General features: G+C 65.5%; 14 protein-coding genes. 4 read left to right on the top strand and 10 right to left on the bottom strand.

From position 1 onward, the window contains the following. Positions 1–79: 79 nt before the first annotated feature. Positions 80–1123, bottom strand: coding sequence for a C-terminal binding protein (locus tag FBZ93_RS39050; protein ID WP_146993030.1), 1044 nt, complete (start codon positions 1121–1123; stop codon positions 80–82). Positions 1124–1402: 279 nt separating this feature from the next. On the opposite strand from FBZ93_RS39050, the gene FBZ93_RS39045 reads away from it, so the two are divergent. Then, positions 1403–3088 (top strand): methyl-accepting chemotaxis protein, encoded by a 1686-nt coding sequence (locus FBZ93_RS39045; RefSeq protein ID WP_146993029.1) that lies wholly within the window; start codon positions 1403–1405, stop codon positions 3086–3088. A 100-nt stretch (positions 3089–3188) separates the two neighbouring features. On the opposite strand, the gene FBZ93_RS39040 is transcribed toward FBZ93_RS39045, so the two are convergent. Beyond that, positions 3189–3572, bottom strand: coding sequence for a nuclear transport factor 2 family protein (locus FBZ93_RS39040; protein WP_146993028.1), 384 nt, complete (start codon positions 3570–3572; stop codon positions 3189–3191). A gap of 134 nt (positions 3573–3706) precedes the next feature. On the opposite strand from FBZ93_RS39040, the gene FBZ93_RS39035 reads away from it, so the two are divergent. Then, positions 3707–4702 carry a LysR family transcriptional regulator gene (locus FBZ93_RS39035; protein WP_246667838.1) on the top strand — a complete coding sequence of 332 codons (996 nt, stop codon included), beginning with the start codon at positions 3707–3709 and terminating at the stop codon, positions 4700–4702. Here the strand turns inward: FBZ93_RS39035 and FBZ93_RS39030 are convergent. Both FBZ93_RS39030 and FBZ93_RS39025 read right to left on the bottom strand, forming a co-directional pair. Next, the gene (locus FBZ93_RS39030; protein WP_146993027.1) at positions 4699–5640 is read right to left on the bottom strand and encodes a DMT family transporter; all 942 of its coding nucleotides are present in this window, start codon (positions 5638–5640) and stop codon (positions 4699–4701) included. The genes FBZ93_RS39035 and FBZ93_RS39030 overlap by 4 nt on opposite strands. A gap of 282 nt (positions 5641–5922) precedes the next feature. Further along, the gene (locus FBZ93_RS39025) at positions 5923–6768 is read right to left on the bottom strand and encodes a 3',5'-cyclic nucleotide phosphodiesterase (RefSeq protein WP_146993026.1); all 846 of its coding nucleotides are present in this window, start codon (positions 6766–6768) and stop codon (positions 5923–5925) included. A gap of 133 nt (positions 6769–6901) precedes the next feature. Here FBZ93_RS39025 and FBZ93_RS39020 point away from each other — a divergent pair, with 133 nt between their 5' ends. Then, positions 6902–7303 carry a DUF1330 domain-containing protein gene (locus FBZ93_RS39020; protein ID WP_146993025.1) on the top strand — a complete coding sequence of 134 codons (402 nt, stop codon included), beginning with the start codon at positions 6902–6904 and terminating at the stop codon, positions 7301–7303. A 121-nt stretch (positions 7304–7424) separates the two neighbouring features. On the opposite strand, the gene FBZ93_RS39015 is transcribed toward FBZ93_RS39020, so the two are convergent. Beyond that, a complete protein-coding gene (locus tag FBZ93_RS39015) occupies positions 7425–8051 on the bottom strand; it encodes a TetR/AcrR family transcriptional regulator (protein WP_146993024.1) in 627 nt (208 codons plus the stop codon). 75 nt (positions 8052–8126) lie between these two features. Between FBZ93_RS39015 and FBZ93_RS39010 the strand changes: the two genes are divergently transcribed. Further along, positions 8127–8531: a hypothetical protein gene (locus FBZ93_RS39010; RefSeq protein ID WP_167529436.1), complete on the top strand. Its 405-nt coding sequence runs from the start codon at positions 8127–8129 to the stop codon at positions 8529–8531. A gap of 168 nt (positions 8532–8699) precedes the next feature. Here the strand turns inward: FBZ93_RS39010 and FBZ93_RS39005 are convergent, their stop codons facing one another. The 5 genes from FBZ93_RS39005 to FBZ93_RS38985 all read right to left on the bottom strand — a co-directional run bounded on the left by FBZ93_RS39005 (position 8700) and on the right by FBZ93_RS38985 (position 13486). Further along, positions 8700–9854, bottom strand: coding sequence for an alpha-hydroxy acid oxidase (locus tag FBZ93_RS39005; RefSeq protein ID WP_146993020.1), 1155 nt, complete (start codon positions 9852–9854; stop codon positions 8700–8702). Positions 9855–9961: 107 nt separating this feature from the next. Then, positions 9962–10771: an MlaD family protein gene (locus tag FBZ93_RS39000; RefSeq protein WP_146993018.1), complete on the bottom strand. Its 810-nt coding sequence runs from the start codon at positions 10769–10771 to the stop codon at positions 9962–9964. Positions 10772–10852: 81 nt separating this feature from the next. Beyond that, complete coding sequence (locus FBZ93_RS38995) at positions 10853–11782, bottom strand: DMT family transporter (protein ID WP_146993017.1); 930 nt, start codon at positions 11780–11782, stop codon at positions 10853–10855. 180 nt (positions 11783–11962) lie between these two features. Beyond that, positions 11963–12349: a hypothetical protein gene (locus FBZ93_RS38990; protein WP_074128506.1), complete on the bottom strand. Its 387-nt coding sequence runs from the start codon at positions 12347–12349 to the stop codon at positions 11963–11965. A 363-nt stretch (positions 12350–12712) separates the two neighbouring features. Next, entirely contained in the window at positions 12713–13486 is a 774-nt protein-coding gene (locus tag FBZ93_RS38985; protein WP_146993015.1) for a helix-turn-helix transcriptional regulator, read from the bottom strand. Positions 13487–13553: the final 67 nt, after the last annotated feature.

Genomic DNA, 13553 nt, shown 5'->3' with positions numbered 1-13553 from the left:
AGCATCTTGTGGTCTCGGCATGCCGCCGCGCGAAAAGCCCGCACCGAGCGGGCCTCCGCGCGACAAGCGCAATCCCGCCTCAGCTGTTCGGACCGCGATCCATGCTGACGGGCTGCCAGCGGCGCAGCGCGGTGTTCTGCAGCACCGACGGGTTGACGCAGCTTACCGGCCACATGCCTTGCAGCACTAGTGACAATTCGTAGCCCACCCGGCGCTTGCGCGCCTCGTCAAAACGTGCCGATGCCGAGGCGACGTGGGCGGTCAAGGTAACATTGTCCATCCCGAGCATCGGATTGTTGTGCGACGGCGGCTCCTTTTCCAGCACGTCGAGCGCGGCGTGAGCGATCCAGCCCTCCTGCAACGCCTTGATCAGCGACTCCTCGTCGACGGTGGCGCCGCGGCCGGTGTTGATGAAGATCGCCGACTTTTTCATCTGGCGAAAATGCTTCTCGGTCAGCATGTGGTGCACTTCGGGACGCGCCGGGGCGTGCATCGAGACGAAGTCCGACTGCGACAGCACCTCCGACAGCGTCGAGGGAATCACGCCGTGGTCGTACATCAGCGTTTCCTGGATAAAGGGATCGTAGGCCATCATGCGAAGACCGAACGGCGCCGCGCGCTTGGCCACCGCGCGGGCGACGCGGCCGAACGAGATGAAGCCGAGGGTCTGGCCCATCAGCCGCGGAATCTTCAAGAGGGCCGGGCGGCCCTCGGCCCAGCGGCCGCTGCGCACCATCTTGTCCTGCTCGATCAGGCGGCGGAAGCCTGCGAGCAGCAGCATCATGGCGTGGTCGGCAACCTCCTCGATGAAGGTGTCGGGGATGTTGGTGACCGGGATGCCGCGCGCGGTCGCCGCCTTCACGTCGACCGAGTCGACGCCGACGCTGCCGAGCGTGATCACCTTGCAGTTCTCGAGTGCGTCGATCACCGCTTTGGTGATCGGCATGCCCTTGGCGTAGATCGCGTCCGCGGTCTTTGCCGCGGCGATGAACTCGGCCTCGTTGGCCGGCGCCTCGACGATCTCGGCGCCGATCGGATCGAGCGCCTCGCGCTCATAGTCGTAGCCGCCGCCGGCGACCGTGAAGCTTGCGCCCTTCGGCGTCACCACCCTGAATTTCGACATTGTCTGCTCCCGATGTGAGGTCTTCTGTTCTTGATTGTTGCTTCTTGCTGGGTTTGCTTCTTGATCTTCTTGCTTCTCCGAGCGCGGCTTGCTTGGTCGCTTTCGCCTACTTGTACGCGAGCCGGGTGGTCCTCTCCACAATTGCCGGTTGGTGCGCGGCCCGATTCTCCGGGCTACTACGGGGAACCACCGTAACCATCAGGTAAAGGGTCTCACATTACGGTGAGCGGAATCAATCCGCCAATCGCGTCGCGTTCCCCGCCTCTTCTGGAGATCCCCGTGAAGCTGTCAAATCTGAAGATCACCCCCAAGCTCGGCATTCTCGTGGGGGTGACCCTCCTTGGTCTGTGCACGGCCGGCATTCTCGCCGGTCATTTGATGCAGCGTGAGATGACAAATGCTCGCATCGACCAGGCCAAGGCCATCGTCGAGATGGCGAAGAACATGGCGGCGGGCCTGAAGAAGGAAGTCGATGCCGGCAAGATGACCAAGGAGGCTGCGCTGGCCGAGTTCGGCAAGCGCGCCAACTCCATGACCTATGACAACGGCGCCGGCTATCTGTTCGGCACCGACTATAACGGCATCACGGTGCTGGCGCCCGATCCGAAGCAGGTCGGAACCAACCGCATGGACGTCGTGACCAATGGCCGCAAGCTCTCGCAGGAACTGATGGACGGCGTGAAGGCCAAGGGTGAGATCCTGCTGTTCTATGATTATGTGAAGCCCGGCCAGGAGACTCCGATCCACAAGCTCGGCTATGCCGTCGCAGTCCCCGGCTTCGACATGTATCTCGGCACCGGCGCCTATCTCGAGGATATCGACGCCAAGATGCGGCCGATCGCCTGGCTGCTCGGCCTTGCGATCCTCGGCATCGGCATCATTTCCGGCTCGGTCGCCTGGCTGATCGGCCGCAGCATCTCGCGGCCGCTCAATCTGCTCGGCGGCCGCATGCGCGACATTGCGGACGGCAAGCTCGACGGCGACATCCCCGGCGTCGGCCGCGGCGATGAGGTCGGCGGGATGGCGGCGACCGTTCAGATCTTCAAGGACAATGCGATCCGCATCCGCGGCCTCGAGCAGGCCGAGGCCGAGACGCAGGCGCGCGCCACATCCGATCGTCGCAACGCGATGGAGAATATCGCGAGCGATTTCGAGCGCAGCGTGAACGGCATCGTCCGCACGGTGGCTTCCGCCGCCGCCGGCATGCAGACCACGGCACAGTCGATGACCGCAACCGCCAGCGACGCCAGCGCACGTGCCGCGACCGTCGGCGCTGCATCCGACAGCGCCTCCAACAATGTCGGCACCGTCGCCGCGGCGGCCGAGGAGCTCTCCAGCTCGGTTGCGGAAATCTCCCGCCAGGTGGCGCGCTCCAGCGAGGTAGCAAGCAAGGCGGTCGCCGATGCCGAGCGCACCAACGCGACCGTGCAGGCGCTGTCCACCGGTGCCGAGAAGATCGGCGAGGTGGTCAAGCTGATCCATTCGATCGCGGCGCAGACCAACCTGCTCGCGCTCAACGCCACCATCGAGGCGGCACGCGCCGGCGAATCCGGCCGCGGCTTCGCGGTGGTCGCCTCCGAGGTGAAGGCGCTGGCCAACCAGACCGCGAAGGCGACCGAGGAGATCTCGGCGCAGGTCGCCGCGATGCAGGCTTCCACCGGCGAGGCGGTGACATCGATCGGCGGCATCACCGCGACCATCGCGCAGATGAGCGAGATCACGGCGTCGATCTCGACCGCGATCGACCAGCAGGGCGATGCGACGCGCGAAATCGCGCGCAACATCCAGCAGGTCGCGGCCGGCTCGAGCGAGATCTCCGCCCATATCGGCGGCGTCACCACCGCAGCCGCCGCCACCGGCACCGCAGCGGGTGACGTACTGTCGAATGCACGCGAGCTCGACACCCAGTCCGGCATGCTGCGCAACGCGGTCGACGAGTTCCTGCAGAAGGTCCGTGCGGCGTAAGACCGGTGCGATCAATCGACATCATCACGATGCCCGGGCCTTGGCCCGGGCATTTGCGTTTTGAGCCGCCGACGAACTCCTCCGGCGCGCCGGCAGAACGCTACGATCCCGCCGGGAAGACCTGCGCGACGTGAAAAGCCTTGGTGGTGATGAGCCACCTGCCGTCGATCCGATGAAACACGAGATGGTCGATGAAGCCGGTTTGGCCGGCCCTGACGCGCACCTTGGCGATGGCCAGGTCGGGCGCGGTCTGGTCGATGCTGATAATGGCCTCATCGCGTGGCGATTTCATCGATGCCGGCGACGGACGGCTGCGGATGAAGTCGCGGAATTCCGCGGCCGACCGCACCGTGTGCTTGCCGTCCCGTATGCCGTGCACGATGGAGGCATCGGCGAAGACGTCGCGGAACCGGCTGTCGTCGACCTCATACATCAGGTCGAAATATCCATCGATCGCAGATGCGATGGCCCGGATGTCGCTCATGCAAATCTCCTTGAGGCGATGAAGTGGTGGTGGCCGCACCGGATCGAACCGGTGATCTGTGCCGACAGTGGCCGATATGGTGGCGGAGTGCTACGACTGGGCGGTCATCTCTTGGATGACTGAGAGGCATCGGTATGGATGAAGTTGACGGCCGGCTGGTTGGCGGCCTGGTGGTTCTCGCGGCGCTGGCGGATGCGCGCGGTTTTGGCCGCGCCGCCGAACGGCTCGGCATGACCCAATCCGGTGTGAGCAAGGCGATCGCCAAGCTCGAGGCGCGCCTCGACACGCGGCTGGTTCACCGCACGAGCCGCGCCGTCGAGCTCACCGAGGACGGACGCGCGCTGGTCGAGCGGGTTGCCGCGCATCTGGCCGGGATCGGCGAGGCGGCGGCGGAGACCTCGAAATCGCGCGATGCGGTCCGCGGCAGGCTGCGGGTCAATGTCGATCCGCTGTTCTCCCGCATGGTGCTGTCGCCGAAGCTGAGCGAGTTCCTGTTGCAGAATCCGGGCATGGAGCTGCGCATCGAGACCCGCGACCGGATCGCCGACCTGGTCAGCGACGGGTTCGATCTGGCGGTGCGTTTCGGCGAGCCGACGCCATCGGCGCTGATTGCGCGCCGCGTGCTCGATGCGCGCGTGCTCACCGTGGCCTCGCCGATCTATCTCGAACGACACAGCCGGCCGCTCGATCCGCGGGAGCTGGCGAGCCGCGAGCATCAGTGCATCCATGCAATCGACGCGGCGACCGGGCGTCCCTTCGACTGGGAGTTCTGGCGCGGCGGCGAAGTCGTGCCGGTCGCGGTCAACGGGCGGCTCACCGTGACCGATTCAGGAACCAAGCTCGGCGCTTGCCTTGCCGGCTTCGGAATTGCGCAGGTGATCGATATCGGGCTCGATGATCACCTGAAGAGCGGTGCGCTGATCGAGCTGTTTCCGGACTGGTCCGACGAGCGTTTCCCGCTCTATGTCTACTATCCCTCGCGCAGCCACGTGCCGGCGAAAGTGAGGAGCTTTATCGATTTCATTACGGGCAGCCTGAGCAGGAAGCCAGGCACAGCGTTGCCGGTTGACGCTCCCGTCGGGAGGCCGAAGGGGCATCGAGCAATGGCAGCGACGGCCGCGCGCCGCTAGGTTTTCGCCGACCCCTGCCGCGAGGCGATGATGACGCCGGCGAGCACCAGCGCGTAGCCGATCAAATGGAACGGCGCCAGCGTCTCGCCGAGCAGCAGGATCGCCATCGCCGAGCCGAACACCGGCACCAGATGGAAGAACGGCGCCGCGCGGTTCGGACCGATCAGCGCGACGCCGCGGTTGAAGAACAGATAGGCAAGCGTGGACGGGAAGATCAGCGTGTAGCCCAGCGTGGCAAAGGTCAGAACGTCGAGCTTCAGCGTCACGCCATTGGCGAATTCCCAGACAGCCACCGGCAACAGCATCAACGCACCACAGCAGGTGGTGAACGAGATCAGCGAGAGCTGATGGATTTTCGGCCGCCGCGGGATCAGCGCCGAATAGAGTCCGAACGACACCAGCGAGGCGCCGAACATGATGTCGCCCCGGTTGAAGCTGATGCTGGCGAGCGCCGAGAAATCGCCGCGCAGGATGATGGTCAGCACGCCGGCCAGCGAGATCGCGATGCCGGCAAGCTGCGCCGGCGTCAGCCGGACGCCGAACAGGACCAGCGACCACAGCGCCACGAACAGCGGCCCGGCCGACTGGATCAGCAGCGCGTTGAGCGCCTCGGTATATTGCATCGCCCAGTAGGAGATCGCGTTGTTGAACGCGAAGCCGACCGCGGAGAGCAGCAGCATCAGCGGCAGCGCCCTGCGCAGCTTCGGCCAGTCCTCTTTCAGGTGCGGCCAGGCGAACGGCAACAGGATCAGGAACACGCCGAACCAGCGGATCGTGGTCAGGGTGACCGGCGGCACATGGCTGCCGACATGCCGCGCCAGCACGATATTGGCAGCCCAGAACAGCGACGTCAGGCTGAGCAGCAGATAGGGCTGGTTGTTGAGCCAGTGCAGCGGGGAGCGGCGCGGGGTTGTGGCGGGAGCGGGCAAAGCGGTCATTATCTGGTGGATGTTGTGCCCGAATCCGCCGCCGCCACAAGACGAAAGAGCGGATTGGAGCCATGCGTGCCGGCGGCGCTTTTCTGTCGCCTGGCTCGAAGCTGTCATCACTTGAGAACAAATCCCAGAATACTCGACCTGTAGTCCGTCATCCTGAGGTGCGAGCCTCTTCGGCGAGCCTCGAAGGATGTGCGGCCCCGCTGGTGGCCGCGCATCCTTCGAGACGCGCTTCGCGCTCCTCAGGATGACGGGGATAGTTCTTGTGCGTGGCCCAGCACGCCCCTATTTCTGCGGCCCCGACAGCGAGATGTCGCGTTCGGCGCGAAACACGTTGCTGTAGAGATTGGCGATCCACTGCCGCCCGCTGGAGGTAATGTTGAGGTGGCGGATCGCCTTCTGCACATGCGGCGCGACGCTGTCCCAATAGAAGCGCGGATAGAGGTCGACGAGATCGGCCGGCGAATCGTAGCCGAGTTGGCGGTTCAGTCCGGCCTCCTCGAATTCGATGTACAGTGCGTTGGCCTTGCGGATGTAATGCGGATCGCCGAGCTGGCCGATCAAATCGGCGGCCCGCAGCAGGACAGCCTCCTCGCCGAACTCCTCATTCCCGTCCGGCGCGCTCTGCGGAAAGCGTGTGCCCTCGATGGCGCGCGCGATGCGCTCCTTGTCGAGCAGGGCGACGCCCTTGAGCCGCTCCATCACGAAGATCTTCGAGCGGTCGACGTGATAGGACATCAGCGCCGCGTCCGAGGAGCCGCGCGGCAGGATCACCTTGCGGCCATCGACAGCGACCAGATAGCCGTTATGGTCGTCGGCATCGAACAGCCCGCGCACATAGCCGATGTCGTGGGTCAGGCAGGCGATGATGACATGCGCATAATCCTCGGCGCTCATGTGCGAGTGCAGCGCGCGGCCGCGCAGGATGGCGTGGCCGGCGAGCGTCACCAGCATCGTGTGCTCGACATTGTGGTAGAGCGCGTCGCTGTTGCCGATGCATTCGATGGCGATCCGGGCGATCGAGGGCACCATCTCCACCAACTCGGTCTGCGAGGAGCCGAACCGGCGCTGCATGTATTCGCCGAGGAATTTGCCGAGCGCGTCGGCCGCAAGTTCGGGAAGGGTCATCACGGCATTGACCTCCGAGATCGGGTAGCGAGCTTACGGCCTGCCAGCATTTCAGGGTAGTCCCGCGATGTGACATAATGTTAGCGGCCGGACCGACCCGGCCCGGACTGACGCGACCTGGGGCGGGAGCTGGTGGATGGGTGTCGATCTCTTGAACGTCAAAGGCCTGAGCGAACTGGATCAAAAGGCTCCGGTCGTGATGGTCAATCTGATGCGATTTCGCCAGCGGTCGCTCGACGGCGACGGCTCGGGTTGGGACGCGTATCTGCGCTACAGCGCGCTCACCGTCCCGATGATCAAGGCGCGCGGCGGCACGCTGCTCTGGACCGGCAGCGCCGAGACGGTCGCGCTGGGCGAGCCGGCCGGCCAGCGCTGGGACTATCTCGCACTGGTGCATTACCCGAGCGTCGCTGATTTCCTCGACATGATGACCTCGGCCGACTACGAGACCCGCTGCGATCCGCACCGCCGCAACGGCTGCGAGGAGCACGTCATCATCGCGACGCGCGAGGCCTACAGTAAGTTCAAGGTGGGGTGAGATCGACTACAGTTCTCCCCGCGTCATTGCGAGCGAAGCGAAGCAATCCATTTTGCCGCTTATGCGGTGCAATGGATTGCTTCGTCGCTTCGCTCCTCGCAATGACGGCGATGAACGGTGCTCAGGATGACGGGTTTGAGAGCGTAAGCGGCTGCAGCGCCGCGCGGCAGGCCGCCTGCACCACCCGGCAGACCTCATCCCGCGACCGCCCGGCGGCGCTCAGCGAGGCGAAGGTCGGATAACTCGTCAGCGCGAAGATCAGGTCGACGGCATCCTTGCGGGCCTGCGGCGATGCCTGCCTGGCCGCTATGCGGTCGATCAATGCGGTGACGCCGCGACGGCGGCGCTCATTGCGCTCGCGCACCGCTTCGGCGAATTCGGGATCGGTCGCCATCGCGTCATGCAGGCGCCCGACCGCGGAATCCCGGCTCCAGAATGCGCAGAAGATCTCGACCATGCGGTCGAGCGCGGCGCGCGGATCGTCCATCGTCATGGCATCGGCGAGCTGATGCAGGCCGCCGTGGCGCGCGATCTCGTCGAACACGGCCTCGAGCAGCCCGCGCCGCGAGCCGAACTGGTTGTAGACCGTCAGCCGCGTCACGCCCGCGGCCTTCGCCACCGTATCCAGCGAGAAGCGCGCGATGCTCTCGCCTTCGCGCAGCGTGCGCGAGGCGGCCTCGATCACGCGCTCGCGGGTCTCGGCGGCGGCGGCGCTGCGCGCCGGGCTCACATAGCTGCGCGGCGGCATCGGTTGGCCTTGCTTTCGTCAGATTGAATATACATTATGTATATCTAATTTCCAATGCCCATTCGGAGCAACGTCATGCAGACCGTCGTCATCATAGCCTTGTCTCTCCACGTCCTGTCATCGGTGTTTTGGGCCGGCTCCAGCTTCACCTTGGCGCGCACCGGCGGCCTCGGCGGCGAAAGGCTGCTGGGCCCGCAAATCGGCGCGGCGACGGTTGCGATCGTGACCGGCGCCACGCTGTGGCGCCTGGTCCATGAAGGCTCGTTCGCGCTGTCGGAGCAGATCCTGGCGGGTGGCGCGATCGCAGCACTGGCGGCGATCGCCGTGCAGATCATCGTCGGCGGCGGCGCTGTCAGGCAGTTGCGCAATGGCGCGGCCGAACCATCGGCCGCCCGTTCGCGGCTCGCGGTCGCCCAGCGTATCGCGGCCGGGCTGCTCGCGATCACCGCGCTCTGCATGGGCGCGGCGCGCTATGCGTGATGGTTTCTTACCTCTCCCGCTTGCGTGGGAGGTCGCATTGCATCGTAGATGCAATGCGGGTGGGGGCTCTCTCCACACAATGAGATTCTCGCACGCGGAGACACCCCCACCCCAACCCTTCCCCGCAAGCGGGAGAGGGGGCCTGGTCCCGTTGCGGATGCAACATCTCTAGAACTTCCGCACCAGGTCGGGGGTGATCTCCTTCAGGCTGCGGATGCCGAGCAGCGCGAGGTCGCGGTCGATCTCGGCGTGCAGCAGCGAGATCGCGCGTGACACGCCGGCCTCGCCCGCGACCACGGCGCCATAGAGGAATGGACGGCCGATCCAGACGAAGTCCGCGCCGAGCGCCAGCGCCTTGATGACATCGGTGCCGCGGCGGATGCCGCCGTCGACCATCACCGTCATGTTGCCCTTCTGCGCGGCGATCTCCGGCAGCGTGCGCAGCGCGGAGACGGTGTAGTCGAGCTGGCGGCCGCCATGGTTGGAAACCATCACGCCGTCGCAGCCGTGCTCGCGCGCCAGCCGCGCGTCTTCCGGCGCGATCAGCCCCTTGACCACGAGCTTGCCGGGCCAGCGCTTGCGGATCAGCTCGACATGCTTCCAGGCGAGCTGGTCGCGGCTGCCGATGTTGCGCATCAAATTCTTCGACAGCACCGGCGGACCCGGCTTGGCGTCCATGTTCTCGAAACGCGGCATGCCGTGGTTGAACACCGTGCGCGCCCAGGTGTTCAGCAGCCAGTCCGGATGGGTGATGATGTCCCAGAACACCCGCGGCGTGATCGCGAGCGGCACCTGGAAGCCGTTGCGGATGTTGTTCTCGCGGTTGGGCGGCACCGGCACGTCGGCGGTGACGACGAAGGTGTCGTAGCCGGCCGCCGCGACGCGATCGACCAGCGGCTCGATGCGCTCGGGGAGGCCGGCGAGATAGGCCTGGTACCAGGCCTGCTGATTGGCGGCGCGGACATCCTCAAGCGTAATCAGCGAGGAGGCCGACAGGATCATCGGGACGTTGGCCGCGGCCGCGGCGCGCGCCAGCACGATGTCGCCGCGATAGGCGCACAGCGCGGACGAGCCCATCGGCGGAATCCCGAACGGCGAGGCGTAGGTCTTGCCGAACAGCGTCGTGGTCTGGTCGCGACCGGAGACGTCGTTCAGCACCCGCGGCACGAAACCGTATTCGTCGAAGGCCCGGCGGTTGTCGGTGCGTGCCGCGTCGGTCTCGGCGCCGCCGGAGATGTAGCCGTAGAGGAATTTCGGCAACAGCTGCCGCGCCCGCGGCTCGAAATCGTCGAGTGTGAGATAGCGGCGCAAATGCCGGGGCACGGCGCTCGTCGCGCGGTTGACGGTTGCGGGAGGCGGGGAGGGCGCTGCGGTCCGGTCGTGCACGTTGGGCGTTTCCGTTGTTCTTGGTTCTTGGTTGGAGCCCGACGTTAGCGCCTGCCGCCGCGCCCGGCAATTTTCTCGTTGAACGCGTTGACGGACTGGCTGACGTCGACGAGCGTCTTGCGGGTTTCGGCGATCATCGTGCCGGACTTCTTGTCGAAGCTCTGGATCAGCTCGCGCAGCGAGATCACGGTCGGCAGCAACTCGCCGCCATATTTGTCGCTGCCGAAACTCTTCAGGAACTTGTCGGCCGAGGCGAGCTTGGCGTCGACCGTGCTGATGCCGTCGTCGGCGGCGTCGATGAAGCCCGCGATCAGCTCGCCATTGCCCGACAGCGAGTTGGTGAAGTTCTCGAGCCCGAGCAGCGAGTCCTTGATGTCGGCCTCGTTCTCGGTGATGACGCGGTCGACATTGCGCAGCGCGACGCGCAGCTTCTCCTGGATGCCCATCGTGCCTTCGGCGTCGGCCGTCAGCTCGGGAATCCCGTCGGCGCCGACCGCAGGCGCCGGCGCATCGTCGGTGCCGCCGGTGAAGGAGATCGAGGCGATCCCGGTCAGGCCCTGGAATTCAAGGCCGGCCTGGGTGTCCTTCTTGATCGGAGCGTTGCCCTCGATCCGGGTCATCGCCACCACGCGGTGCCGGTCGAGCCGGATCGAGACCACTTCGCCGATCCGCACGCCTGCGAAATTGACACTCGCGCCGCGGCGCAGGCCCGACGCCGAGCCCTCGAACACGACGCGGAACGGCACCATCCGCTTGATGCCGGCATAGCGCTGATAGCCCAGCCAGCCGCCGAGCGAGCCGGCGATCAGGGCCAGCGTCAGGGTGCCGATCACGAGATTGCTGGCGCGCGCCATGCGTTTGGGACCTGTCCGCGAAGCAGATTGCAACAGATAGCGGATTTGCCGCCGATAGTCACCGCGCCTCGGGCCGCGGGATCAGGCCGCCGACTGCTTCCGCGAAGCCACGAAGACGCCGGCCAGCACCAGGGCGAAGCCGATGAAATGGAAGGCTTGCGGATGCTCGCCGATGAACACGATCGACATGATGGTGCCGAACACCGGAACCATGTGGAAGAACGGCGCGGCGCGGTTGGCGCCGATCAGCTGCACACCGCGGTTGAAGCACAGATAGGCCAGCGTCGAGGGGAACACCGCGACATAGAACAGCGACAGCAGGTTGTTGGCCGTGAGCTGCATCACCGGACGCGCGCCGAGTTCCCAGATCAGGAACGGGACCAGCAACAGCGCGCCGCAGCCGAAGGTGAAGGCCGCGACCGACAGCCCGTGGATCTTGGGCCGCTTCAAGGTCAGCACCGAATACAGCGCGAAGATCACCAGTGCGACGATGAAGATCAGGTCGCCCTTGTTGAACTCGATCTTCGACAGCGTCGTGAGATCGCCGTGCAGCAGGATCACCAGCACGCCGGCGAGCGACAGCGACACGCCGCACAGTTGCGCCAGCGTCAGCCGCGCGCCGAGCAGGATCAGCGACCACAGCGCGACCATCAGCGGCACGGAGGATTGCAGCAGCAGCGTGTTGAGCGCCTGGGTGTGCTCGAGCGCCCAGTATTGCAGCGTGTTGAAGGCGCTGATGCCGGTCATCGACAGCAGCACCATGATGCCGAGATTCTTGCGGATCGCAGGCCAGTCGCGGACCAGGTGCTTCCAGGCAAACGGCAGGATGATCAGGAACGCCACGAACCAGCGCAGGAACGACAGCGTCACCGGCGGAATGTGGCCGGCGGCGAGCCGCCCGACGATCGCATTGCCGGCCCAGCACATCGCGGTGATGCACAGCAGCAGATAAGGCTGGTTGGCGATCCAGGAGCCGGACGCGGGCGTTGCGGTGGAATCGGAGGCAGTCATGCGATGAGGCCCGGGTTCACGACGCCGCGGCCCGCCCGGCTGGTGTCACCGGGCCGGTATGGATTTCCCCGGCCCCTGTCAGAGACACGGATTTCGCCATTCCATCAATGGGGATGGACGCATCGCGACCATGCGCGAAGTCCCCCTTCCGGAAGACCCTCCGCACTTTCCGGATCGCGTCTAGCCGCTCTCCGGCGGCGTGGTCTGGCGCTTGACGATCTGCTCGGCGAGCTCGATCAGGATCCGCTTGGTGTCGGGGTCCTGCACGTCGCGGAACACCCGCAGCATGCGCAGTTCGAGCAGGGATTGCAGCGATTCTGCCGCTTGGCCGGTCTGTGTGGGCGCTGTCGTGGCGGGCCGGCGATTGAGCATGTCGGCGGCGATCCCGAGCATCTCGGCGACGGTCGCCAGGCGGCCGGTATCGACCTTCACCGTGCCGTCCACGCTGTTCTTTTGTAAGGAGGCGCCCGAGCACAGGATCTCGGCGAGATCGGCCTGGGACAGTCCGATTGCGCGCCAACGCGCCTGCACCAGTTGATCGATCTGGTCGTCCTGCGATGTGCTCATGGTGCGCTTCGGCGATCTCCAGCTACGTCCGTCGACAGCATGTCCGCGACAATGATTGGTAGCAAATGGAACTGTGGTTCGTCGTGACGGGACTTTTACGGATCAGCCGCATCGACCCACGGATTCCGCCGCGCCGGGCAGGCTCTGCGATGCGCACCCGTGGTCCGAGATGTCCGCATTGGCGTCATCCGGCCCTGATCTTCTTATCAAGACCGTGCGCGAATGCAATCTGTGGGCGACGACAGAGATGAATCCAACCCCGATGTGTGACCTCGCCACATATCGCGGCGCTACCCCCGAACAGGGCGGCGCCGTGCGAATGGCGGTGGCCCCGAGCGCGCCGCGATCGCTGCGCGGCACGGCTCACAAGTCGATGATCCCGAGCGCGATGCTCTTCGCCACCCCGTGCGTCTTGTTGGACGCCTCGAGCTTGCGCAGCGCCTGCTTGATGAAGCCCTCCACCGTCTCCGGAGAAATACCGAGGATCTGCGCGGTGTCGGCCACGGTCTTGCCGCGCGCCGCCCATGCGATCACTTCCTTCTCCCGCCCGGTGAGCTTGATGGTTTCGGCGGCGTCGGCGGGCTTCAGGATGGTCGGCGCGTTGCGCTGGTCGCGGTTGACGATGTCCATCGCCCGCTGCACCCAGTAGATCATCAAGAGATGCAGTTCATGCCGATGGCAGACGAACAGCTTGTCGAAGTCGTGCGGCTCGTCCTCCCAGAAGAACACCGTCGAGCTCGAATGTACGGCGCCGAGCCGGTCGCGATAGTGGAAGGGCACGACGAAGCCCTGGCGGAAGCCGTGATCCCGCGCGGCTTCCATCATCTTCAGCTCCGGCGGGCGCTTGCGCCCTTGCCGCTCCGGCAGCTTCAACTCGCCCCAGTGAAACGGCGTGTTGGTTCGCCGCACCCGCGTCAATGCCGGATCGCAATGAACGAAGTCGTTCTGGATGTAGGCGCGCTCCCAGGCCGGCGGATATGTGCCGGTATGGTAAGGCAGGTCGAGCTCGGGCCGGCCAGCATCGATGAAGGCGAAGCCGGAGAAGCCGTAGTTCTGGACGACCCGGTGCAGCGACAGTCGAAGCTCGTCGATCGTGCCCGACGCCTCGATACTCGAAATCGCTTCTTCCAGGACCATTGACTAAAACCCCCGGTTTCCGGGGGTACCACAATTAAGCCTTTTTGTCCCAGATGCCGGCGACATC

The sequence above is a fragment of the Bradyrhizobium macuxiense genome (assembly GCF_007993935.1).
Lineage (GTDB): Bacteria > Pseudomonadota > Alphaproteobacteria > Rhizobiales > Xanthobacteraceae > Bradyrhizobium > Bradyrhizobium macuxiense_A.
Note: the sequence above shows the minus strand (reverse complement) of the source record. Positions and strands in the feature narration are given on the sequence as shown.